Source organism: Novosphingobium sp. NFX11 (assembly GCF_057376415.1).
The window spans coordinates 1092265-1116135 of the sequence record NZ_CP080384.1; the positions used below are offsets into that span (position 1 = coordinate 1092265).

Annotated in this window: 20 protein-coding genes and 2 pseudogenes; 17 read left to right on the forward strand and 5 right to left on the reverse strand. The window is 64.6% G+C overall.

What is annotated here, in order from left to right; translation table 11 throughout:
• Positions 1-36: 36 nt before the first annotated feature.
• From prfB to KZO24_RS05580, 3 genes are all read left to right on the forward strand, one after another.
• Positions 37-1164, forward strand: a complete 1128-nt coding sequence (prfB, locus tag KZO24_RS05570) for a peptide chain release factor 2 (RefSeq protein WP_036522883.1) — start codon at positions 37-39, stop codon at positions 1162-1164.
• Between the two features lie 110 nt (positions 1165-1274).
• Positions 1275-2006, forward strand: a complete 732-nt coding sequence (locus KZO24_RS05575) for a class I SAM-dependent methyltransferase (RefSeq protein WP_486486963.1) — start codon at positions 1275-1277, stop codon at positions 2004-2006.
• 63 nt (positions 2007-2069) lie between these two features.
• The gene (locus tag KZO24_RS05580; protein ID WP_008830975.1) at positions 2070-3476 is read left to right on the forward strand and encodes an NAD(P)H-dependent flavin oxidoreductase; all 1407 of its coding nucleotides are present in this window, start codon (positions 2070-2072) and stop codon (positions 3474-3476) included.
• Positions 3477-3497: 21 nt separating this feature from the next.
• On the opposite strand, the gene KZO24_RS05585 is transcribed toward KZO24_RS05580, so the two are convergent.
• The 3 genes and pseudogenes from KZO24_RS05585 to KZO24_RS05595 all read right to left on the reverse strand — a co-directional run bounded on the left by KZO24_RS05585 (position 3498) and on the right by KZO24_RS05595 (position 6485).
• Entirely contained in the window at positions 3498-3974 is a 477-nt protein-coding gene (locus tag KZO24_RS05585; RefSeq protein WP_271183207.1) for a DUF805 domain-containing protein, read from the reverse strand.
• Positions 3975-4005: 31 nt separating this feature from the next.
• Positions 4006-5351 (reverse strand): annotated as a pseudogene (locus tag KZO24_RS05590) (ammonium transporter).
• 135 nt (positions 5352-5486) lie between these two features.
• Positions 5487-6485, reverse strand: coding sequence for a 2-hydroxyacid dehydrogenase (locus KZO24_RS05595; RefSeq protein WP_271183209.1), 999 nt, complete (start codon positions 6483-6485; stop codon positions 5487-5489).
• A gap of 129 nt (positions 6486-6614) precedes the next feature.
• Between KZO24_RS05595 and KZO24_RS05600 the strand changes: the two genes are divergently transcribed.
• Positions 6615-7058, forward strand: a complete 444-nt coding sequence (locus KZO24_RS05600) for an SH3 domain-containing protein (RefSeq protein ID WP_486486964.1) — start codon at positions 6615-6617, stop codon at positions 7056-7058.
• 4 nt (positions 7059-7062) lie between these two features.
• Here KZO24_RS05600 and KZO24_RS05605 read toward each other — a convergent pair whose 3' ends face one another.
• Positions 7063-9858, reverse strand: coding sequence for a bifunctional diguanylate cyclase/phosphodiesterase (locus KZO24_RS05605; RefSeq protein WP_486486965.1), 2796 nt, complete (start codon positions 9856-9858; stop codon positions 7063-7065).
• Positions 9859-10135: 277 nt separating this feature from the next.
• Positions 10136-11329, reverse strand: a complete 1194-nt coding sequence (locus tag KZO24_RS05610) for an acetyl-CoA C-acyltransferase (protein ID WP_486486966.1) — start codon at positions 11327-11329, stop codon at positions 10136-10138.
• A 419-nt stretch (positions 11330-11748) separates the two neighbouring features.
• Between KZO24_RS05610 and KZO24_RS05615 the strand changes: the two genes are divergently transcribed.
• From KZO24_RS05615 to nuoL, 13 genes and pseudogenes are all read left to right on the forward strand, one after another.
• On the forward strand, positions 11749-12123 hold the full coding sequence (locus tag KZO24_RS05615; protein ID WP_008833064.1) for an NADH-quinone oxidoreductase subunit A: 375 nt from the start codon (positions 11749-11751) through the stop codon (positions 12121-12123).
• Between the two features lie 38 nt (positions 12124-12161).
• On the forward strand, positions 12162-12689 hold the full coding sequence (locus KZO24_RS05620) for a NuoB/complex I 20 kDa subunit family protein (RefSeq protein ID WP_197524448.1): 528 nt from the start codon (positions 12162-12164) through the stop codon (positions 12687-12689).
• A 6-nt stretch (positions 12690-12695) separates the two neighbouring features.
• Positions 12696-13505 carry an NADH-quinone oxidoreductase subunit C gene (locus tag KZO24_RS05625; protein WP_271183213.1) on the forward strand — a complete coding sequence of 270 codons (810 nt, stop codon included), beginning with the start codon at positions 12696-12698 and terminating at the stop codon, positions 13503-13505.
• Positions 13506-13507: 2 nt separating this feature from the next.
• Positions 13508-14713: an NADH-quinone oxidoreductase subunit D gene (locus tag KZO24_RS05630; RefSeq protein ID WP_486487143.1), complete on the forward strand. Its 1206-nt coding sequence runs from the start codon at positions 13508-13510 to the stop codon at positions 14711-14713.
• Positions 14710-15060, forward strand: coding sequence for a nuclear transport factor 2 family protein (locus KZO24_RS05635; RefSeq protein ID WP_271183214.1), 351 nt, complete (start codon positions 14710-14712; stop codon positions 15058-15060). The genes KZO24_RS05630 and KZO24_RS05635 overlap by 4 nt, the downstream gene beginning before the upstream one ends.
• Before the next feature lie 217 nt (positions 15061-15277).
• Positions 15278-15946 carry a complex I 24 kDa subunit family protein gene (locus KZO24_RS05640; RefSeq protein ID WP_271183215.1) on the forward strand — a complete coding sequence of 223 codons (669 nt, stop codon included), beginning with the start codon at positions 15278-15280 and terminating at the stop codon, positions 15944-15946.
• Positions 15946-17256, forward strand: coding sequence for an NADH-quinone oxidoreductase subunit NuoF (gene nuoF / locus KZO24_RS05645; protein WP_036522913.1), 1311 nt, complete (start codon positions 15946-15948; stop codon positions 17254-17256). The genes KZO24_RS05640 and nuoF overlap by 1 nt, the downstream gene beginning before the upstream one ends.
• Entirely contained in the window at positions 17256-19274 is a 2019-nt protein-coding gene (gene nuoG / locus KZO24_RS05650; RefSeq protein ID WP_271183216.1) for an NADH-quinone oxidoreductase subunit NuoG, read from the forward strand. The genes nuoF and nuoG overlap by 1 nt, the downstream gene beginning before the upstream one ends.
• On the forward strand, positions 19271-20317 hold the full coding sequence (nuoH, locus tag KZO24_RS05655) for an NADH-quinone oxidoreductase subunit NuoH (RefSeq protein WP_036522919.1): 1047 nt from the start codon (positions 19271-19273) through the stop codon (positions 20315-20317). Before nuoG ends, nuoH begins: the two co-directional genes overlap by 4 nt.
• On the forward strand, positions 20314-20799 hold the full coding sequence (gene nuoI / locus KZO24_RS05660; RefSeq protein ID WP_008833054.1) for an NADH-quinone oxidoreductase subunit NuoI: 486 nt from the start codon (positions 20314-20316) through the stop codon (positions 20797-20799). The genes nuoH and nuoI overlap by 4 nt, the downstream gene beginning before the upstream one ends.
• Positions 20800-20827: 28 nt before the next feature.
• Positions 20828-21433 (forward strand): annotated as a pseudogene (locus tag KZO24_RS05665) (NADH-quinone oxidoreductase subunit J); the annotation flags it as partial.
• A gap of 7 nt (positions 21434-21440) precedes the next feature.
• Positions 21441-21746: an NADH-quinone oxidoreductase subunit NuoK gene (gene nuoK, locus KZO24_RS05670; RefSeq protein WP_008833052.1), complete on the forward strand. Its 306-nt coding sequence runs from the start codon at positions 21441-21443 to the stop codon at positions 21744-21746.
• A gap of 4 nt (positions 21747-21750) precedes the next feature.
• Positions 21751-23868, forward strand: coding sequence for an NADH-quinone oxidoreductase subunit L (gene nuoL / locus KZO24_RS05675; RefSeq protein WP_271183217.1), 2118 nt, complete (start codon positions 21751-21753; stop codon positions 23866-23868).
• Positions 23869-23871: the final 3 nt, after the last annotated feature.

A 23871-nucleotide genomic window follows, 5' to 3' on the forward strand; every position in this document is an offset into this window, starting at 1 on the left:
GCCGGTCGTGATCCCGGCTCATCGGAGATTTTCGCCATGCGTGCCGAGGGGCAGGCCCACATTGTCCGTATCGAGAAGGCCCTCGCGCTGGTCCGCAAGTTCCTCGACTGGGACCGCGCGCTGCGCCGGTTCGACGAGCTGAACGCGCGCGTCGAGGACCCGACCCTTTGGGAAAAGCCCAAGGAGGCCGAGGCGGTCATGAAGGAACGTCGCCGTCTCGAGGCTGCGATCGGCGCGGTGAACTCGATCAGCGCCGAGATGGCCGATGCCGTCGAGTTCGTCGAACTGGGCGAGATGGAAGGCGATGAGGAAACCATCGCCGAGGGCCTGTCGGCGCTCGCCGCGCTGGCCGAGCGCGCCGATCAGGACAAGGTCACCGCGCTGCTCTCGGGTGAGGCGGACGGCAACGACACTTATCTCGAAGTCCACGCGGGTGCCGGCGGTACCGAAAGCCAGGACTGGGCGGAAATCCTTCAGCGCATGTACACGCGCTGGGCGGAGCGCCACGGCTACAAGGTCGAACTGGTCGACTATCACGCGGGCGAAGCGGCGGGCATCAAGAGCTGCACCTTGCTCATCAAGGGCGAGAACGCCTACGGCTATGCCAAGACCGAAAGCGGCGTTCACCGCCTGGTCCGTATCAGCCCCTATGACAGCGCGGCGCGGCGGCACACCAGCTTCTCGTCGGTGTGGGTCTATCCGGTGATCGACGATACCTTCGAGATCGAGATCAACCCGTCCGACCTGAAGATCGACACCTATCGCGCTTCGGGCGCGGGCGGGCAGCACGTCAACACCACCGATTCGGCCGTGCGCATCACGCACCAGCCCTCGGGGATCATCGTCGCCAGCCAGATCGACCGTTCGCAGCACAAGAACCGCGAAATCGCCATGGGCATGCTGAAAGCGCGCATGTTCGAGGCCGAGATGCGCCGCCGCGAGGAAGCCGCCAGCGCCGAACACGCGAGCAAGAGCGACATCGGCTGGGGGCATCAGATCCGCTCCTACGTGCTGCAGCCGTACCAGCAGGTGAAGGACTTGCGCACGGGTGTGGTCTCGACCGCGCCCGACGACGTGCTCGACGGCGCCCTCGATCCGTTCATGGCCGCGGCCCTGTCGCAGCGCGTGACCGGCGAGAAGGTCGAAGTCGAAGACGCCGACTGAAACGTGGCGGCCGTCTCGTCCCGGGACAGTGGCCGGGGCGAGAGGGCATGAATGCGACGGATCTCTTTCAACCGTTTTGCCAATCGCGCGCACAGGCGCTAAGGGGCCGCATGTTTCGCGCGCATACCCTCTTTCCGGCCATGCTGGTGCCTGCTCTGTTGAGTCTGGCCGCCTGCCAGCAGCCTGCTGTCGATGACGGCCGGGAAAAGGGCGCGCCCAAGTTCCCCAAGCCCGATCGCCCCGTTGCGCAAAGCACCTCCAGCACGTTCTCCACCGAAGCCCAGCGCGACAGCGCGGGCGAGGCCAACACGGTAATGGACCTTGCAGGCGTGGCGCCCGGCATGAGCGTGGCCGATCTCGGCGCGGGCGAGGGGTACTACACCGTCCGCCTCTCGCACCGCGTCGGCAAGAAGGGCCGGGTTCTGGGCGAGGATATCGATCGCGGTGCCAACGAACGCCTCGCCACGCGCGTCATGCGCGAGGAACTGGAGAACGTCTCGATCAAGCTGGGCCGCCCGAGCGATCCCAGCCTGCCCGAGAAGAGTTTCGACCGCATCTTCCTGGTCCATATGTACCACGAGGTCGGCGACCCTTACGGTTTCCTCTGGAGGCTGCGCCCGGCGCTGCGTCCCGGCGGTAAGCTGGTGGTCGTGGATGTCGATCGCCCCGCCGGTGGGCATGGCCTGCCGCCTTCGCTGCTTTTCTGCGAATTTGCGTCGGTGGGCTATCGGTTGACGGAATTTGTTCGCAAGCCCGAATTACAGGGCTATTATGCGCAGTTTGAAGTCGCAGGGGCAAGGCCTGCGCCGGCAGATATAAAGCCGTGCCGAATTTCGGGGTAGCGCCGCCGAAAACCAATGGATCGCAGGGCTGAGCCGCGAAAGCCTGGGGAAAGACGAGAGAAAATGAGTTTCAAGGGTCTCAAGCCGATCATCTATGGTGGCCGTGAAGTCTGGCCGCTGGTCGAAGGCGGCAAGGGCGTCGCCGCGACGAACCACATGAGTTCGGGCGCGTGGGCGGCTGCGGGCGGCATCGGCACGGTCAGCGCGGTGAATGCCGACAGCTACGACGCCGAAGGCAAGATCATCCCGCAGATCTACAACGCACTGACCCGCAAAGAACGCCACCAGGAACTGATCGACTACGCCATCGACGGCGCGGTCGAGCAGGTCCGCCGGGCTTTCGACATTTCGGGCGGCAAGGGCGCGATCAACATCAACGTCCTGTGGGAAATGGGCGGCGCGCAGCAGATTCTCGAAGGCGTTCTGGAAAAGACCCGGGGCATGGTCACGGGCGTCACCTGCGGTGCGGGCATGCCTTACAAGCTGTCCGAGATCGCGGCGCGCTTCAACGTCAACTACCTGCCGATCGTCAGCTCCGCGCGTGCGTTTCGCGCGCTGTGGAAGCGTGCCTATCACAAGGTCGCCGACCTGATGGGCGCGGTGGTCTACGAGGATCCGTGGCTGGCGGGCGGTCACAACGGCCTGTCCAACGCCGAAGACCCGCTCAAGCCCGAGGATCCGTATCCCCGCGTCAAGGCCCTGCGCGACACCATGCGCGCGGAAGGCGTGCCGGACAGCGTGCCGATCGTGATGGCGGGCGGCGTCTGGTTCCTGCGTGACTGGAACGAATGGATCGACAACCCGGAACTCGGCTCGATCGCGTTCCAGTACGGCACCCGTCCGCTGCTGACGCACGAGAGCCCGATCCCGCAGGCGTGGAAGGATCATCTGCGCACGCTGGAGCCCGGCGACGTGCTGCTCCACCGCTTCTCGCCCACCGGCTTCTATTCCTCGGCCGTGCGCAACCCGTTCCTGCGCAATCTGGAAGCACGCTCGGAGCGTCAGATCCCCTATTCGAAGGTTGAGGCGGGCGTGCACACCGTACGTCTCGACGTCGGTGTGAAGGGCAAGAACTTCTGGGTCGCCCCCAAGGATCTGGAGCGCGCGCGCACCTGGTCGGCGCAGGGCTTCACCGATGGCCTGCGTACGCCGGACGACACGATCATCTTCGTGAACCCGGCAGAGCGCGACGAAATCCGCAAGGATCAGGCCGACTGCATGGGCTGCCTGTCGCACTGCGGTTTCTCTTCGTGGAAGGACCACGACGACTACACCACTGGCCGCCTTGCCGACCCGCGCAGCTTCTGCATCCAGAAGACGCTGCAGGACATCGCCCATGGCGGTCCGATCGACGAGAACCTGATGTTCGCGGGTCACGCGGCCTACAAGTTCAAGCAGGACCCGTTCTATTCGAATGGCTTCACGCCGACCGTGAAGGAACTGGTCGATCGTATCCTGACCGGCGACTGATCGGACAGGACAACGCGGCTTTCAAGCGGCCGGTACGGAGCGATCCGTGCCGGCCATTGTCGTTTCGGAGCGGGACGGCCAGGCGACCATTGCAAGGAAGCTGGCGACGGCGGGCAAGGTCAGCAGCCAGTCGACATAGCTGAGCACGGCCTCGATCGCGCTGCGCACGCTCCATCCGGCAAGGATGCCGACGAGTTCCAGCAGCAGCATGCGGGCGACGAGGATCAGCAGAGGGGCGCTCCACCAGCCGCTTCGGCCGAGGTCGTGGAAGCGGCGGATCGACAGGGCGAACAGGGGCAGGGCGACCTTCACCTGTACGCCCAGCATGACGGCGCGCAGGACAGGGCTGGGATCGAGCCAACTCGTCGCCAGGGCCAGCACTGCGACCGGGATCTGCGAAATCAGGATGTAGGTGACGAACTCGCGGCGGTCGGCCTTGCCGCGAAAGTCCAGGGAGCGGGCGACACTGCGGCCAGCCTGCCGGAAATAGGTGATCATCGCCGCATTTCCGGTTTTGCGGGGGTGAGAGTCAATCGAAATTCCATGCCCGTTCGCCGTGGGTGGCGCCGTCCAGCCCTTCGCGCTCGGCATCCTCCGACACGTGCATGGGGAACGCCAGTGAGGCCATGAGCGCGAGGATCACCGTGCCGACGAGCGACCATACCGCGACCACCAGCACGCCTATCCCCTGCGCCGCAAGTTGCGCGACCGGATTCATGTCGTCGCCATATCCCACGCCGCCCAAGCTTTCGGACAGAAACACGGCGAGCAGCAGCGATCCTAAGATGCCGCCTATGCCCTGTATCGCAAAGACGCCGAGCGCATCGTCGATGAGCAGTTTACGTCGGACGAGCAGCGCCGCGAAGTGGCAGATGATGCCCCCAGCGCTCCCAGCAGCAGGGCAGAGCCCGGCGATACGAAGCCGGCTGCCGGAGCGAGTGTCGCCAAACCTGCCATAGCGCCGGTCGCAAAGCCGGTCGCGGTGGACCTGCCGGCAGTCAGCCGCTCGACCAGCAACCATGTCATGGCGGCGGCGGCGGAGCCCACGTGCATCGCGATGATGGCTGCGGCGGCATCGTCGTTGGCGGCGATGGCGGAGCCGCCACTCAGCGCCAGCCAGCCGATCCACAGCAGCGCCATGCCCGCAATGGACAATGCCGGGCTCTGGGGTGCGACAACCCCTTGCGTGACGCCCTTGCGCCGCCCTAGCATCACTGCGACGACCAGCGCCGATACGCCCGCAGTCACGTTGACGACGATGCCGCCCGCCCAGTCGAGCGTCCCCACGCCGACGGCAAGCCAGCCTCCACCCCACAACCAGTGTGCGACGGGGGCATAGACGACGAGGCCCCACAGTGCGGCGAAGGTGACGATCCATCCGAACCGCGCGCGTTCCGCTCCGGCGCCGACGAACAGGGCCGGAGCGAGGGTAGCTAAGACCATCTGATACAGGGCATAGGCGCTTTCCGGAACGTTGGTTCCCGTACGCACGTTGCCCAATGAGATCAGCATCCAGGCATTGCCCTTGCCCAGCCAGCCGCCCGCCACGTCGCCGAACGCGATAGTATAGCCGACGATGATCCAGACCATCGAAGCCGCAGCGAAAATTGCCCCGCACTGGACCAGGATGGAAAGCGCGTTCTTTGCGCGCACTTGTCCCGCGTAGAAGAGTGCAAGGCCCGGCAATGCCAGCAGGGCAAGCACCGAGGCGGCGAGCATCCACGAAGTGTCGCCCCCGTCCGCGACGTCGAGTCGTCCATCCTGCGCGAAGCTGACCGTTGGTGTAAATGCGGTGCCCAAGACCGCGAAGGCCATCGATAGTGGCAAGCTGGCAGCCATTGTCGAACGCCTGATCATCGCGCCGTCATTCCCCATGAGATTCGCCGCAGCGATAGCGGGCGAACCCTTTACGGGGGTTAGATCAGGAAACTAATTCGGTACAAGCGATTGCAATCCCGAAGTGGATTGATGCCCGGGGTTTGAAGCATTGGTACTTCAGGAATCGAGGCTTCAGGCCGGGTCGGGCAGCACCATGTCGGGCGGGCGGTGACCATCGACCCAGGAACGGATGTTGGTTACGATCTTGTGACCTGCCGCGCCGCGTCCCTCGTAAGTGGCGCTGCCGAGGTGGGGCAGGGCGACGAGGTTGGGCATAGCCAGCAGTCGCGGATCGACTTGCGGTTCGCGTTCGAAAACGTCGAGCGCCGCCGCGATGCGCTCCTGGGACAGTACTTTGACGAGCGCATCCTCGTCGACGAGACGTCCCCGGCTCGTGTTCACGAGACATGCGCCCGGCTTCATCAGGCCAAGGCGGCGGGCATCGATGAGGTGTCTGGTTTCGGGTCCGGCAGGGCAATGCAGCGTCAGGATGTCGGCCTCGGCGACGAGCCGGTCGAGATTGGGCTCGTAGCGGGCAGAGACCATGTTCTCGACCGCCGGGGGCAGCCGATGCCGGTTATGGTAACGGATTTCCAGCCCGAACGCCCGTGCACGGTATGCCACGGCCTGCCCGATCCGTCCCATGCCGACTATGCCTAGTGTCTTGCCGCTGAGGGAATGGCCCAGCATCGAAGACGGTGCCCATCCTTCCCACCGCCCTTCGCGAAGCGTCCGCGCGTTCTCGCTGAAGCGGCGGGAGACGAGTATGATCAGCGCGAGCGTCAGGTCGGCGGTGTCGTCGGTGAACACGCCGGGCGTATTGGTCACGAGAATGCGGTGGGCCCGCGCTGCGGCGAGGTCGATATGGTCGGTGCCCGCACCGAAGCTTGCGATCATGGCGATGCGCTCACCGGCACCGGCGATCATTGCAGCGTCTATCATGTCGGTGACGGTCGGCACCAGCACGTCGCAATCGTGCATAGCCGTCTCCAACTGCACCCGCGTCATCGGCCGGTCGTCGAGGTTGGGGACAAGGTCGAAAAGCTCGGCCATGCGCGCTTCGACCTCCGGCAGCAGCCGTCGCGTGACGATCACGCGGGGACGGGGCGGGAGCGGGCGCGCGGTGTCCATTTCGGGTCATGAGCTAGGCCTTCCACAGGGGCGTGGTCAAGCGCCCTTGATGGGCCTCCTCGCCGCGCGGTAAGATCGCCGCGATGAACCGTCCCGCTTTTTTCGTCGCCCTTGCTGCTTGCGACGGCCGTGCTCGGCCTTCTTGCCGCGCAGCCGGCGCGTGCCGCCAATGACGATAAGGTGCCCTACTGGGCCTCGATCGACGCCGAAATTGCGAATTTGCGTGTGGGGCCGGGCGATTCGTATCGCATCGACTGGGTCTATCGACGCCCGCACCTGCCGGTGAAGGTTCTGCGTCGCGAGGGGCCGTGGCGACTGGTGGAGGATCCGGATGGCTCTAAAGGCTGGATGCGCGACCTGCTGCTGTCCCGCCAGAGAGCCGCAATGGTCAAAGACGGCAGCCTGATCGAAATGCGCGCCCAAGGCAACGGTGCGTCCGCCATGCTTTGGCGCGTCGAGCCCGGCGTCGTCGGCCTGCTCGGTGAATGCAAAGAGGGCTGGTGCCCGTTCGACACCGACGGGCACAAGGGTTTCGTGCGCGAGGACCAGCTCTGGGGTACCGGGGCGCCCTGATTGCTCAACTGAGCTGCATGAAGTCGGCTTCTGCGGCAAGTCTGCTTGGCGAAAGGCCCGGCCTGCCGAAGTAGAAGCCCTGCGCCTCGTCGCAGCCCTGTGCCCGAAGCAAGTCCAGTTGCTCGATCGTCTCCACGCCTTCCGCCAGAACCGGCACGTTGAGGCTGTGGCCGAGCGCGAGGACGGCCTTGATGATCGCGCAGGCCTCCACGCTCTGCTGTGAGCGCAGCACGAACGACTTGTCGATCTTGATCTTGTCGAACGGGAACGAGTGCAGCGTGTCGAGCGAGGAATAGCCGGTCCCGAAATCGTCGATCGCGATGCTAACCCCCAGCGTCTTGATCTGGCGCAGGAAATGCAGGGCGCGCAGCTTGTCGGCGATGATCGCGGTCTCGGTGATCTCCAGTTCGAGGCGGCGCGGCGACAGGCCGGTCTCAATCAGGATGTTCTGCACGATCGCCACGAAGTCGTTCTGCAGTAGCTGGATGGGCGAGAGATTCACGGCGACCTTCAGATGCTCCGGCCAGGACCGCGCCTCGCGGCAGGCTTCGCGCATGACCCATTCGCCGACGCGGAAGATCTCGCCGGTCTCCTCGGCGATCGGGATGAATTCGACCGGCGAGACAAGCCCACGCGTCGGGTGGCGCCAGCGCAGCAGGGCCTCGTAGCCGGACAGCCTGCCAGTCGCGAGTTCATGCTGGGGCTGATACAGCACCGTGAGTTCGCCGCGATCGACTGCATGGCGCAGGTCATTGGCGATCTGGCGGCGGGCGCGCGCCGTCTCGTCCATTTCCGGCTCGTAGAAGGCGATGCGTTCGGTGACGCTGCCCTTGGCGCGGTACATGGCAAGGTCGGCGTTGTTGAGCAACTGCTCGCGTCGGGCGCCGTCCTCCGGAAACACCGCGAGGCCGATGCTGCCGCCGAGGTGAAAGGCGTTGTCGTCCGAGCCGAACGGTGTCGCGAAGCACTCTTCGACGCGCCGCAGGAATACATCGAGTTCGTTCCGGTCGCGGAAGCGCTTGGCGGCGGCAAATTCGTCGCCACCAAGGCGTGCGACGATCTCGCCGTCGTCGAGCACATCGACCATGCGCTGGGCGAGATGTTGCAGAGCGGCGTCGCCTGCGGAATGCCCGCGGGTGTCGTTGATTTCCTTGAAGCGGTCGAGGTCGATCATGACTACGGCAAGCTGGTGCCCGAAGTGGCGCGCCTCTTCCAGTTCGGCGTCGATCCAGTGGGCGAAGCTGTTGCGGTTGGGCAGGCCGGTCAGGTTGTCGTGCATCGCCATGTGCGCGATCTTCGCCTCGGAGCGGCGGCGTTCGGTGATGTCGTCGAACGTCACGACGCGCCCACCGCCGGGCATCGCGCGGCTCGTCATCGATACGACGAGGGTTTCGCCGAGGTCGAGGGTGACCGACGCGGCGGCCATGTCGGCGACGGGGCGCGTGAAATGGCGATGCAGGTCATCGCGGCGCCCGCGCGAGGCCGAGCGCCCGGCGGGCGCGGCGAGAACGGCGCCCGCGACGGCTTCGGCCTTCATGCCTGACAGGGAGGTGTCCGGGGCGATTCCCCAGATCGCGTTGAAGCGCGGATTGGCAATGCGCAGGCGGCCGTCCGCGTCGAACAGGCACAGGCCCTGGTGCATGTTGGCCAGCGCCGCGTCGAGGTGGCCCGTCATTTCACGAACGCGGTCCTCGTCCTCCTTGAACCGCGTCATGTCCCGGGTGATCTTGGCGAAGCCGATGTGCTCGCCAAGTTCGTTGGCGACCTTCTCTATGGTGACGTGAGCCCAGAAGCGGGTGCCGTCGCGCCGGACGCGCCAGCCCTCGCCGCTGAACTTGCCTGTCTTGGCGGCATCGGCGACGGCGCGGCGGGGCAGGTCGTCGGCCTGATCTTCGGGCGTGTAGAACGCGGCGAGCGGCATGCCTACGGCTTCATCGGAAGAGTAGCCCTTCAGGCGCTGTGCGCCCGCGTTCCAGTTGACCACCTGACCGTCGCGGTCGAGCATGTAGATCGCGCAGTCGGTGATGCCCTTGACGAGAATGCTCATGTCGCGCTCGGTCGCATGGAGAACCAGACGGGCTCGGCGGGCGATGCTCAGGACCGCGATGCTGATGGCGAGCAGGGCGAGCGATCCGGCGCTGATAGCGGCTGCCATGCTGTCGGGGGAGAGCAGGGTGCCGCCGTGCAGGTCGAGCGGCGCGGGCGTCAACTGCATCGCGGCCATGCCGGTGAAGTGCAGCGACACGATCGAGAGGGCCAGCAGGCCCGCAGCCGCCAGCGCGCTGAGAATCGAACGCCCCTTGACCGAAAGCGCGAGGGCGGGGCAGGCGGGCAGCACCGCGAAGAGCAGCGACACCGCGACGAAGGCGGGACGCCAGTGGATGTCGGCGGGAAACTCGATCGCGGACATGCCGATGTAGTGCATCGCGATGACGCCCGAGCCCGCGAGCAGGCCGGCAAGCGCGAAACCCTTGCGATGCGGCAGGGCGAGGGAGACCGCGAACGACAGCGAGGTCATGACCACCGCGATGAGCAGCGAGATCACGGTGGCGGGAACATGATATCCCACGACCAGTCCCGGGCCGTAGCCGAGCATCGCGACGAAGTGCGTTGCCCAGACGCCGAAGCCGATGGCGCTGCCCGCACCCACGATCCAATGGCACGCAGCCGATCCCGACAAGTGGCGGGCATGACGCAGCAACTGCACCGCGCACAGGGTGGAGACGACGCAGATCGCGGCTGCCAGCAGGACAAACCATCTGTCATGCTGATCGTGAATGCACAGCAGAACGTCGAACATCGGCAACCCTAGTCATCAGAAACCTGATGGCTGTTAGGGTTGATTGGTTAACACGGGCCTAACTCTGTTCCCGCAGTGAGGTCATGTCTGACTGAAACACCGTTCGTCATCCCCGCGAAGGCGGGGACCCAGCTGATGCCGGTGCAACAGGAACTGTCAGGAGAGGGGTTCCCGACTTCGCGGGGATGACGATGACACGGATCGCCCACCACAAGACACGCCGCGCGTTAGGAAATGCCCCCTGCCCGGGTTGCGGGCAGAGGGCATTTCCTTGTCGTCAGGCCAGTTCGACCGCGATCGCCGTGGCTTCGCCGCCACCGATGCAGAGGCTGGCGACGCCCTTCTTGAGGCCCTTTTCCTTGAGCGCGTTGATGAGCGTCACGATGATGCGCGTGCCCGAAGCACCGATCGGATGGCCGAGCGCGGTGGCGCCGCCGTGGATGTTGACCTTGTCATGCGGGATGCCGAGGTCGTGCATCGCGAACATGGCAACGCAGGCGAAGGCTTCGTTGACTTCGAACAGGTCGACGTCGGCGAGGTTCCAGCCCACCTTCTCGACCAACTTGGTGATTGCGCCGACCGGGGCGGTGGTGAACTTGGCCGGCTCCTGCGCGTGAGCCTCGACGCCGACGACGGTAGCCACCGGCGTCAGGCCCTTGGCATCGGCCACGCTCTTGCGCGTCAGCACCACGGCGGCCGCGCCGTCCGAGATCGAGCTGGAGCTGGCGGCGGTGATCGTGCCGTCCTTGGCGAAGGCGGCGCGCAGGGTGCGGATCTTGTCCGGATTGCCCTTGGGCGGCTGCTCGTCGGTGTCGACGATGACTTCGCCCTTGCGCGTCTTCACGGTGACGGGGACGATCTCTGCGGCGAAGGCGCCCGAGGTGATCGCTTCCTGCGCGCGGCGCAGCGACTCGATCGAGTAATCGTCCTGGTTCTCGCGGGTCAGCTGGTATTCGTCGGCGGTGACTTGCGCGAACGAGCCCATCGAGCCGCCTTCGTAGGCGTCTTCCAGACCGTCGAGGAACATGTGGTCGTAGATCGTGTCATGACCGGCGCGTGCGCCCGAACGGTGCTTCTTCGAAAGATACGGGGCGTTGGTCATCGATTCCATGCCGCCCGCGATCACCACGTCGAGCGAACCGGCGGCCAGTGCCTCGGCGCCCATGATCACGGTCTGCATGCCCGAGCCGCAGACCTTGTTGACGGTGGTAGCCTGCACCGACTTGGGCAGGCCGGCCTTCAGCGCGGCCTGGCGGGCAGGGGCCTGGCCGAGACCAGCGGGCAGCACGCAGCCCATGTAGATCTGCTCGATGTCCTCGCCCGCGACGCCAGCGCGCTCGACGGCGGCCTTCACCGCGGTCGCGCCGAGGTCGGTCGCCGATACGTCCGCCAGCACGCCCTGCAGACCGCCCATGGGGGTGCGCGCATAAGAGAGGATGACGATCGGGTCGGAAGCCGAAATCTGGGCCATTGGCATACCTTTCACACTGATGACTGTTCTAGTTGACGAATGGGATAATGTTGCGCTGCGTCAATTGCAATGATGCGACAGTACGAGGCGCCTCTACACCGTCCCGCCGGTTTCCTCCGGAGATGGGAAGCTCCGCCCGATTGCCAAGATATGTCCGCCGCGTTTCGCGAACAATTCGCAATAAACCGGTTGCACGAAGCGACTTGACGATTGCGTCAGGCGCCTCGGGGTGGGCAAGCGCCGGGAAACTGCGGGATTGGACACTTTGTCGTGTTGCAATGCAATGCGAATGGCGGATTATTGTGCCGGGATACCCTTGCGAGGCGCGGTGGGCTGGCCTAAGGACGCGCCAACTTGACGGGCTCACCATGACATATTCGAGTCCGCCAACGTCGCATTCGCGGTAAGAGGCAAGAACATTGACCGATCTGTCGCAATACCTGCCGATCCTCATCTTCCTGGTGATCGCGCTTGGGCTTTCGTCCGTGATCGTGTTCCTTCCGCTGGGCGTTGCCCGGCTGACCGGCACGCACCAGCCCAGCGCAGACAAGAACAGCGAATATGAGTGCGGCTTCCCCGCCTTCGAAGATCCGCGCAGCCAGTTCGACGTGCGATTCTACCTGGTGGCGATCCTCTTCATCATCTTCGACCTCGAAGCTGCCTTCCTGTTCCCCTGGGCCGTGTCGCTCAAGCTGACGGGCTGGGCCGGTTGGACGACGATGATGGTATTCCTGGGCGAACTGGCCATCGGCCTCGCCTATGCCTGGAAAAAGGGAGCTTTGGACTGGGAATGAGCACGCTCGTTAACTCGGCGGGCCAGCCTCTGGCCCCGATGTCGCCGGTCGGCGGCGCGATCACCGCGCCCGACCAGTCGTTTTTCAAGGATCTCAATCAGGAAGTGTCCGACAAGGGCTTCTTGGTCACCTCGACCGAGGAACTGTTCCAGTGGGCCCGTACGGGTTCGCTGTGGTGGATGACTTTCGGCCTCGCGTGCTGCGCGGTCGAGATGATTCACGTCAACATGCCCCGCTACGACATGGAGCGCTTCGGCGCCGCGCCGCGCGCTTCCCCGCGCCAGTCGGACGTGATGATCGTGGCAGGCACGCTCTGCAACAAGATGGCCCCCGCGCTCCGCAAGGTCTACGACCAGATGTCGGAGCCGAAGTACGTCATCTCGATGGGCAGCTGCGCCAACGGCGGCGGCTACTATCACTACAGCTACTCGGTGGTGCGCGGCTGCGACCGCATCGTGCCCGTCGACATCTACGTGCCGGGTTGCCCGCCGACTGCCGAAGCGCTGCTTTATGGCGTGATGCAGTTGCAGCGGAAGATCCGCCGCGTGGGCACCGTCGAGAGGTAAGGCCAGATGCCCGTTCTGCATTCCGCTCCGAAGATCGCCTCGAACGAGGGCGTCCTCGACGCTCTCGTCGCCGCGCTGGGCCCCAAGGTCGTCTCCGCGAAGGAGGAGCATGGCGAAATCGTGCTCACTATCGCGCGAGACGAGATCGAGAACGCGCTGCGCATCCTGCGCGACGATCACGAATACCAGCAGATGATGGAAATGGCCGGCGTCGATTATCCGTCGCGTCCTGAGCGTTTCGAAGTCGTCTACATGCTGCTTTCGGTCACCAAGAACCATCGTATCATGGCGAAGGTGACGGCGGCCGAGCACACCCCGGTCCCGACGATCACCACGCTGTGGCCGAACGCCGGCTGGCTGGAACGCGAAGTGTTCGACATGTACGGCGTGATCTTCGCCGGCAACAAGGACTTGCGCCGCATCCTCACCGACTACGGTTTCGAGGGCCACCCGTTCCGCAAGGACTTCCCGCTCACCGGCTACCAGGAACTGCGCTATTCCGAAGAGGACAAGCGCGTTGTGTACGAGCCGGTCAGCCTCGCGCAGGATCTGCGCCAGTTCGACTTCATGAGCCCGTGGGAAGGCGCCGACTACATCCTTCCGGGTGACGAGAAGGCGCCTGCGCCTGCCGCTCCGGCTGCGGCTCCGACGCCCAAGGCGACCGAGAGCAAGGCCGACACCGGCGCCGGTGAAAAGGCGAACGAAAAGGCTGTCGAAAAGGAATCCGCACCCGCTCCGGCCAAGACCGAAGACGGGAAGGCCCCTGAGGCGCCCAAGGAAACCGAAAGCCGTCCGGACAAGGGAGACGTCAAGTGAGCATGCTGCTTGAACAGTCGCCCACCACCGGCGACGAGGTCATCACCAACTACACGATCAACTTCGGTCCCCAGCATCCGGCGGCCCACGGCGTTCTGCGCATGGTCATGGAACTGGACGGCGAGATCATCGAGCGGATCGATCCGCACGTCGGCCTGCTCCATCGCGGCACCGAAAAGCTGATCGAGCACAAGACGTACCTCCAGGCGCTGCCGTACTTCGACCGCCTGGATTACTGCTCGCCGCTCGGCATGGAGCACTCCTACGTGCTCGCGATCGAGAAGCTGCTGAACCTCGAGGTTCCGCTGCGCGCCCAGTACCTTCGCGTGCTGTTCGCCGAGCTGACCCGCATCTGCAACCACATGATGAACATGGGTTCGCACATCATGGACATCGGCGCGATGACGCCGAACCTGTGGCTGTTCGAAATCCGCGAGGATTGCCTCAACTTCTTCGAGCGCGCCTCGGGCGCCCGCATGCACTCGGCCTGGTTCCGTCCCGGCGGCGTGCATCAGGACGTGCCGCTCAAGCTGCTGACCGACATCGCCGACTGGCTCGACACGCGCCTGCCGGAACTGTTCGAGGACGCGCTGAGCCTCGTCGCCGACAACCGCATCTTCAAGCAGCGCAACGTCGATATCGCCACGGTGTCGAAGGAAGACGCGCTGGCATGGGGCTTCTCCGGCCCGATGATCCGCGGTTCGGGCATCGCCTGGGATATCCGCAAGGCGCAGCCCTACGACGTCTATGACCGCATGGACTTCGAGGTTCCCGTCGGCACCAGCGGCGACTGCTACGACCGCTTCATGTGCCGTGCCGAGGAAGTGCGCCAGTCTGCCCGCATCATGAAGCAGTGCCTGCGCGAAATGCCCGAAGGTCCGGTGGCTTCCACCGACCGCAAGGTCGTTCCGCCCAAGCGCGCCGAGATGAAGTCCTCGATGGAATCGCTGATCCATCACTTCAAGCTCTACACCGAAGGCTTCCACGTTCCGGCGGGCGAAGTCTACGTCGCGACCGAAAGCCCCAAGGGCGAATTCGGCGTCTATCTCGTGTCGGACGGCTCGAACAAGCCGTACCGCTGCAAGATCTGCCCGACCGCGTTCAGCCACCTGCAGGCGATGGACTTCATGTCCAAGGGGCACATGCTGCCGGACGCCACGGCGATCCTGGGCGCCATGGACATCGTGTTCGGGGAGTGCGACCGTTGAGCAATCTCGACACCGCCAAGGCCATGATCGCGGCCTACAACGCGCAGGACGTCGATACGTACGTCTCGTACATGACCGATGAGGCCTGCGAGGCGAACTATCGCGGCGCCGTCGTGCGCGAAGGCAAGGAGGGCACCCGTTCGGGCCTCGCCGCCGCTTTCGCCAAGTGGCCGCAGAACAAGGCCGAGATCGTCGAAGCCTCGCAGATCGGCGCTTACGTGCTGATGCGCGAGCACGTGACGCGCGGCCCTGCGAGCGACGGTTCGGAACTCGTGGACCCGTTCGACGTGATCGCGGTCTACAGCTTCGAAGGCGACAAGTGTTCGCGCGTCGAATTCATTCGTTGATGATCGCAAAGGGGTGGGACCTGTGACGAAGTTCAACACTGTAGAAATGATCCGTATCTGGGCGACCCTCACGGGTCTGTTCCTCGTCGGGCTCTACTTCGTCGTTCTTTGGCTCGGGATCGCTCCTCGCCGATGATCGCCATGCTGGCGACTGCCATCGGCGGCTTCGAGATTTTCTTTTTCGGCCAGGATCAGTGGCTGAAGCGCAGAGGTAAGCATGGCTGACCGCTATATCGAACCCGATACGCCCGAATTGCGGGCCCGTTGGGGTAATTTTGCCTGGACCGAGGCGAACGCCGCCAAGGCCAAGGACATCGTCGCGCGCTATCCCGAAGGGCGCCAGCGCTCGGCGGTGATGCCGCTGCTCGACCTTGCCCAGCGCCAGGTCGGTGCCGAAGAGAACACGCAGGGCTGGCTGCCGATCCCGGTGATGGAATACATCGCCGAGTACCTCGCCATGCCGGTCATCCGCGTGGTCGAGGTCGCCTCGTTCTACACGATGTACAACATCGCGCCGATCGGTCGTTTCCACGTTCAGGTCTGCGGCACCACCCCGTGCATGCTGCGCGGTTCGGACGATCTGCTGGCGACCTGCAAGTCGCGCGGCATGAAGAAGGGCCACATCTCGGCCGACGGCCTCTGGTCGTTCACCGAGGTCGAGTGCATGGGCAACTGCGCCTCGGCCCCGATGGTCCAGATCAACGACGACAATTACGAGGACCTGACCTCGGACCGCCTGAACGCCGTGCTCGACGCACTGGCGCGCGGCGAGACGCCGAAGGCAGGCACGCAGGACCCGGCACGTCACACCGTGGAACCGGTGGGCGAGCCGACCAACCTCGTCGCCATGATGACCGAAAACCATGACTATCGGAGCGAGTGGTAATGGCTCTCCTCGATAAGGATCGCATCTTCACCAACCTCTACGGCTTCCAGCCGTGGAACCTGAAGGAAGCGCAGGCGCGCGGCGCCTGGGACAACACCAAGGACCTGATCGCGCGCGGCCGTGACGCCATCATCGACGAGATGAAGGCTTCGGGTCTGCGCGGGCGCGGCGGTGCGGGCTTCCCCACCGGCATGAAGTGGTCCTTCATGCCCAAGCAGCCGCCGCTCGACCAGAACGGCAACCCCAAGCCCAGTTTCCTCGTGATCAACGCGGACGAATCCGAGCCGGGTTCGTGCAAGGACCGCGAGATCATGCGCCACGATCCGCACCTTCTGTTCGAAGGCGCTCTGGTGGCCGGTTTCGCGATGGGCGCGCGCGCGGCCTACATCTACATCCGCGGCGAATACATCCGCGAGGCCGAAGTGCTCTTCGCCGCGCGTGAGGAAGCCTATGCGGCGGGCCTGCTGGGCAAGAACGCGGCGGGTTCGGGCTACGACTTCGACGTCTTCGTCCATCGCGGCGCAGGCGCTTACATCTGCGGCGAAGAAACCGCGATGATCGAGAGCCTCGAAGGCAAGAAGGGCCAGCCCCGCCTGAAGCCGCCGTTCCCGGCCGGCGCGGGCCTCTACGGCTGCCCGACCACGGTGAACAACGTGGAATCGATCGCGGTTGCGCCCACCATCCTGCGTCGCGGCGCTTCGTGGTTCTCCTCCTTCGGGCGTGAGAACAACAAGGGCACCAAGCTCTTCCAGATCAGCGGGCACGTGAACCGTCCCTGCGTGGTCGAGGAAGAGATGTCGATCCCGTTCAGCGAACTGATCGAGCGTCATTGCGGCGGCATTCGCGGCGGCCGCGACAACCTGCTGGCGGTGATCCCCGGCGGTTCGTCGGTGCCGCTGGTGCCGTCCGCCGACATCTGGGACGCGCCGATGGACTTCGACGGCCTAAAGGCGGTTGGCTCGGGCCTCGGCACTGCCGCCGTCATCGTCATGGACAAGTCCACCGACATCGTCCGCGCTATTTCGCGCCTCTCGTACTTCTACAAGCATGAAAGCTGCGGCCAGTGCACCCCGTGCCGTGAAGGCACGGGCTGGATGTGGCGCGTGATGGAACGCCTGCGCACCGGCGACGCGCATGTCGAGGAAATCGACATGCTCCAGCAGGTCACCAAGCAGGTCGAAGGCCACACCATCTGCGCGCTCGGTGACGCAGCCGCGTGGCCGATCCAGGGCCTCATCAAGCACTTCCGTCCCGAGATCGAGCGCCGCATCGAAGCGCGCCACGGCTCGCTGCAAGAGGCTGCAGAATAATGCCTAAGGTAAAAGTAGACGGCGTCGAGATCGAGGTTCCTGCAGGCGCCACCGTGCTGCAGGCCGCCGAACTCGCCGGCAAGGAAATCCCGCGCTTCTGCTATCACGAGCGCCTGAGCATTGCCGGCAACTGCCGCATGTGCCTGGTTGAAGTGAAGCCCGGACCGCCCAAGCCGCAGGCAAGCTGCGCGCTTCCCGCCACCGAAGGCCAGGAGATCCGCACGGATTCCGAAATGGTCAAGAAGGCGCGGGAAGGGGTGATGGAATTCCTTCTCATCAATCACCCGCTCGATTGCCCGATCTGCGATCAGGGCGGCGAGTGCGACCTGCAGGACCAGTCGGTCGCCTACGGTCGCGGCGGTTCGCGGTATCACGAGCACAAGCGCGCGGTAACCGAGAAGTACATGGGCCCGCTCATCAAGACCACGATGACGCGCTGCATCCACTGCACCCGCTGCGTGCGCTTCTCGGAAGAGATCGCCGGCGTGGACGAGATCGGCGCGCTCTATCGCGGCGAGACGATGCAGATCACGACCTATCTGGAGAAGGCCGCGCATCACGAGATGTCGGCCAACGTGATCGACCTGTGCCCGGTCGGCGCGCTCACCAGCCGTCCTTATGCGTTCGAAGCGCGTCCCTGGGAGCTGAAGAAGACGCTCTCGATCGACGTCTCCGACGCGACCGGCGCCAACATCCGCATCGACGCGCGTGGCCGCGAAGTGCTCCGCGCACTTCCGCGCAACAACGACGACGTGAACGAGGAATGGCTGAGCGACAAGGCGCGCTTCCAGGTCGACGGCCTGACCAAGCGCCGCCTCGACAAGCCGTTCCTGCGCCGTGACGGCAAGCTGGTCCAGGCCACCTGGAACGAGGCCTTCGCCGCTCTGTCGACCCTGAACCCCGGCGCCTCGATTGCGGCTGTCGCGGGCGACATGGTCGATTGCGAGACGATGTTTGCCGCCAAGGCACTCGTCGGTGCGCTCGGCTCGAGCCTGCTCGAAGGCCGCCAGACCGGCATGGACTACGACACGTCGAGCCTGGCCGCCGTCAACTTCAACACCACCTTCAACGACATCGAGACGGCTGACGCCATCCTGATCGTCGGCTCGATGGTTCGCTGGGAAGCGCCGACGGTCAATGTCCGTCTGCGCAAGGCCGTGAAGCGCGGCGCCAAGGTGTTCCTCATCGGTCCGGAGTGGGAAACCACCTTCGGCGGCGAGTTCCTCGGCGAAGACCTCTCGCTGATCGGCAACCTGCCGGGCCACGTCGCGGACACCCTTTCGGGCGCCAAGCGTCCGGCGGTGATCCTGGGCGGCGCGGCTCTTGGCCGTGGCGGTCTGGAAGCCGGCCTTGCCCTGGCAGGCCAGCTCAACCTCGTCCGCACGCTGGAAGACGGCACCGCCTGGAACGGTTTCAACGTCCTGCACATGGCGGCTTCGCGCATGGGCGGCCTGATGCTCGGCTACGCGCAGAAGGGCGGCATCGCCGACCTCGCCGCCGCCAAGCCCAAGGTGCTGATCTCGCTCGGCGCCGACGAAGTGGACTATACGAAGTTCGCGGACTCGATGATCGTCTACATCGGCCACCACGGTGACAAGGCGGCCCACGCTGCCGATGTGATCCTGCCCGCCTCGGCCTACACCGAGAAGGCCGGCACTTACGTCAACACCGAAGGCCGCGTGCAGTTCGCCGACAAGGCCGTCTTCGCGCCCGGCGACGCGCGTGAGGACTGGACGATCCTGCGCGCGCTGGCCGATGCCTTCGGCGTTTCGGTCGGCTTCGACAGCTTCGATCAGCTTCGCGCTGCCATGGTCGCCTCGGTCCCGGCGCTCGGCGTCGAGGGTCTGGCGGACTACGGCGCGGCTCTGCCCGCGGGCGGTGGTTCGGCTTCGGGCGCGATCGCTTATCCGATCAAGGACTTCTACATGACCAACCCGATCGCGCGCGCCAGCGCGACGATGCAGCGTTGCTCGGCCGAGCTGCTGCACGGTGAAGAGTTCGCGGAGGCCGCGGAATGACTTCGTTCTTCCAGTCCCTCGGGATGCCCTTCGAAGGGGCATGGCTCCTCTCCACCATCTGCGGCATCCTGTTGATCGCGCTGCCGCTGATGCTGGCCGTCGCGATGATCATCTACGTCGACCGCAAGATCTGGGCTGCCATGGCGCTGCGCCGTGGTCCCAACGTCGTCGGTCCGTTCGGTCTGCTGCAGTCCTTCGCGGACGGCCTGAAGGTCTTCCTTCAGGAAACCATCATCCCCTCGGCTGCGAACAAGGGCATCTTCCTGATCGCGCCGGTCGTCACCTTTACCGTGGCGCTGATGGCCTGGGCGGTGATCCCGTTCAATTCGAACGCGATCTTGGCCAACATCAACATCGGCCTGCTCTACGTCCTCGCGATCAGCTCGCTGGGCGTCTACGGCACGATCATGGCGGGCTGGGCTTCGAACTCGAAGTACCCGTTCTTCTCGGCGATGCGCGCCTCGGCGCAGATGATTTCCTACGAAGTCTCGATCGGTTTCATCCTGATCTGCGTCGTCCTGTGGGCCGGTACGTTCAACATGAACGGCATCGTCCTGGCGCAGAAGGGCCACGTTTTCGGCATCATCAACGGCTTCGTCGCGAACCCGCTGCTGTTCCCGATGTGGGTGATGTTCCTGGTGTCGAGCCTTGCGGAAACGCAGCGTGCGCCGTTCGATCTTACCGAAGCGGAATCCGAACTCGTCGCCGGTTACCAGACCGAATATTCGTCGATGGCCTTCGCCGCCTACTGGCTGGGTGAATATGCCAACGTGCTCCTGATGTGCGCGCTCAACGCGACGCTGTTCTGGGGTGGCTGGCTGCCGCCGCTCGATATTCCGGTGCTCTACCTGATCCCGGGCTTCGTGTGGTTCCTGCTCAAGATCTTCTTCTTCTTCTTCGTGTTCAGCTGGGTCAAGGCGACGGTGCCCCGTTACCGTTACGACCAGCTGATGCGCCTGGGCTGGAAGGTCTTCCTCCCCGTTTCGCTCGCTTTCGTTGTGATCGTCAGCGGCTACCTCATGGCTACCGGACACTTCGCATGACCGTCGCATACCTCATAAAGAGCTTCACGCTCTGGGAGTTCGTGAAGGCGCACTGGCTGACCTTGAAGTATTTCTTCAAGCCCAAGGCGACGATCAACTACCCGTTCGAGAAGAACCCGCTTTCGCCCCGCTTCCGCGGCGAGCACGCCCTGCGCCGTTATCCCAACGGCGAGGAACGCTGCATCGCCTGCAAGCTGTGCGAAGCGATCTGTCCGGCGCAGGCGATCACCATTGAGGCGGCGCCGCGAGTGGACGGTTCGCGCCGCACCACGCGCTACGACATCGACATGACCAAGTGCATCTACTGCGGCTTCTGCCAGGAAGCTTGCCCGGTCGATGCCATCGTCGAAGGGCCGAACTTCGAATACGCGACCGAAACGCGCGAAGAACTGCTTTACGACAAGGCCAAGCTGCTGGCGAACGGGGACAAGTGGGAGCGTGCTATCGCCGCGAACCTTGAAGCCGACGCGCCGTACCGTTAACCGGCGCGCGCAAGGAAACGGGCTTCCCATGATCCATATTATCGCCTTCTACCTCTTCGCGGTGATGACGGTGGCCTCCGGCGCCATCACCATCCTCTCGCGCAACCCGGTGCATTCGGTGCTCTGGCTGATCCTGGCGTTCTTCAACGCCGCCGGCCTGATGGTGCTGACCGGCGCCGAGTTCATCGCGGCGCTGCTGGTCATCGTCTACGTTGGTGCGGTCGCGGTGCTGTTCCTGTTCGTCGTCATGATGCTCGACATCGACTTCGCCGAACTGCGCGCCGGTTTCGTCCGCTACTTCCCGTTCGGGGCGCTGGTGGCCATCGTGCTGCTGGCCGAGATCGTGCTGGGCATCGGTGCCTACCGCGCCGGTAACCTGGAACTGGGCACGCCGGATGGTACTGCTGCAACGGCTGCGGGTCTCTCGAACATCGAGGCGATCGGCGGACTGCTTTACAGCCGCTACCTGTTCCTGTTCGAGGCCGCGGGCGTCATCCTGCTCGTCGCCATGATCGGTGCCATCGTGCTGACCCACCGCCAGCGTAACGACACGCGCGGCCAGAAAATCAGCAAGCAGAACCAGCGCCGTCCGCAGGACGCGACGGTCAACGTCAAGCCTGAAATCGGCAAGGGGTCTCGCTGTGATCGGCGTCGAACATTACGTGGTCGTGAGCTCGATCCTCTTCGTGCTCGGCGTCCTCGGCATCTTCATCAACCGCAAGAACATCATCGTCATCCTGATGTCGATCGAACTGATCCTGCTTGCGGTGAACATCAACCTCGTCGCGTTCAGCGCCTTCCTGCACGACCTGACTGGCCAGATCTTCGCCATGTTCGTGCTGACGGTGGCAGCCGGCGAGGCCGCAGTGGGGCTTGCTATCCTCGTGATCTACTTCCGTGGCCGCGGCACCATCGCCGTCGACGACGTCAACCGGATGAAGGGGTAAGTCCGTGTCGATCTACCTCATCGTCTTTCTGCCGCTGCTGGCGTCGATCCTTGCCGGGTTCGCGAACAAGTCGCTCGGCTTCGTCGTGCCCAAGGTGCTGACGACCGGCGCGCTGTTCATCGCCTGCGGATTGTCCTGGCCGATCTTCATTGCCTTCCTGACCGGCAGCGCTGAAGCCAGCGTCTTCCCGGTTCTGAAGTGGGTCGCTTCGGGCACGATGACCTTCGACTGGGCTCTGCGCGTGGATACGCTCACCGCCGTCATGCTCGTGGTCATCACTTCGGTCTCGGCGCTCGTGCACCTCTATTCGTGGGGCTACATGAGCGAGGAGCCGGATCAGCCGCGCTTCTTCGCGTACCTTTCGCTGTTCACCTTCGCCATGCTCATGCTGGTGACGGCGGACAACCTGGTGCAGATGTTCTTCGGTTGGGAAGGCGTGGGCCTGGCCTCGTACCTCCTGATCGGCTTCTGGTTCCGCAAGCCTTCGGCCGGCGCCGCCGCGATCAAGGCCTTCGTGGTCAACCGCGTCGGTGACCTCGGCTTCATGCTCGGCATCTTCGGTACCTACCTGGTGTTCGGCACTGTCTCGATCCCCGAGATCCTGCACGCCGCGCCGACGATGGCCGGTTCGACCATCGGCTTCCTCGGCCACCGGTTCGACACCATGACGGTGCTGTGCCTGCTGCTGTTCGTGGGCGCGATGGGCAAGTCGGCGCAGCTTGGCCTGCACACCTGGCTTCCGGACGCGATGGAAGGCCCGACCCCGGTGTCGGCGCTGATCCACGCTGCCACGATGGTCACCGCGGGCGTCTTCATGGTCTGCCGTCTTTCGCCGATGTTCGAGCAGAGCGAGACCGCGATGCACGTCGTCGCCGTGGTCGGTGCCTGCACCTGCTTCTTCGCCGCCACGATCGGCTGCACGCAGTGGGACATCAAGCGCGTCATCGCCTATTCGACCTGTTCGCAGCTGGGCTACATGTTCTTCGCAGCGGGTTCGGGCGCGTTCGGTGCGGCCATGTTCCACCTGTTCACGCACGCCTTCTTCAAGGCCCTGCTGTTCCTCTGCGCCGGTTCGGTCATCCATGCGATGCACCACGAGCAGGACATGCGCTTCTACGGCGGTCTACGTAAGAAGATCCCGATCACCTTCTGGACGATGACGGCGGGTACGCTGGCCATCACCGGTGTCGGCATCGCCGGTGTGATCGGCTTCGCGGGCTTCTACTCGAAGGACGCGATCCTCGAAGCGGCCTTCGGTTCGGGCAGCCAGGTGGGCACTTTCGCCTTCTGGATGGGCATCTTCGCCGCTCTGATGACGAGCTTCTATTCGTGGCGCCTGGTCTTCCTGACCTTCTTCGGCAAGCCGCGCTGGAACCAGTCGGAGCACGTCCAGCACGCCGTTCATGACGCCCATGGTCACGGCCATGACGATCATGCCCACGACGCGCACGGTCATGATGACGCGCATGCTCATGACGACCACGCGCACGATGACCATGCCCACGCACCTGCCGATCTCGGCATGCGCGGTCCGGACTACGGCGACCATGGCGACGGCACGGGTGGTTACCACCCGCACGAAAGCCCGCTGGTGATGCTGCTGCCGCTGCTGATCCTGTCGGTCGGCGCCGTCGCTGCCGGTTTCGTCTTCAACCATACCTTCGTCTCCGAAGGCGAGGGCGAGTTCTGGAAGGGCGCGCTGGTGTTCCACGAGCACCTGATCCACGCCATGCACGGTGTTCCGATGTGGGTGAAGTGGGCGCCGTTCACGGTCATGGCCATCGGCTTCGTCACCGCCTGGTACGGCTACATCAAGAACACCGCGTTCCCGAAGGCGGTCGCCGACCAGCTCGGCCCGGTCCACACCTTCGTCTACCGCAAGTGGATGTTCGACGAGCTCTACAACACCATCTTCGTCAAGCCTGCCTTCTGGCTGGGCGGCGTGTTCTGGAAGGTGCTCGATATCGGCATCATCGACCGCTTCGGTCCCGACGGTGCGGCGGCTGTCGTCGCCAAGGGTTCGACTTACGCGCAGAAAGTCCAATCGGGCTATCTCTACAGCTACGCTCTTGTCATGCTGCTGGGCCTTGTCGGCGCCATCAGCTGGGTGATCGCGGGATAAGAT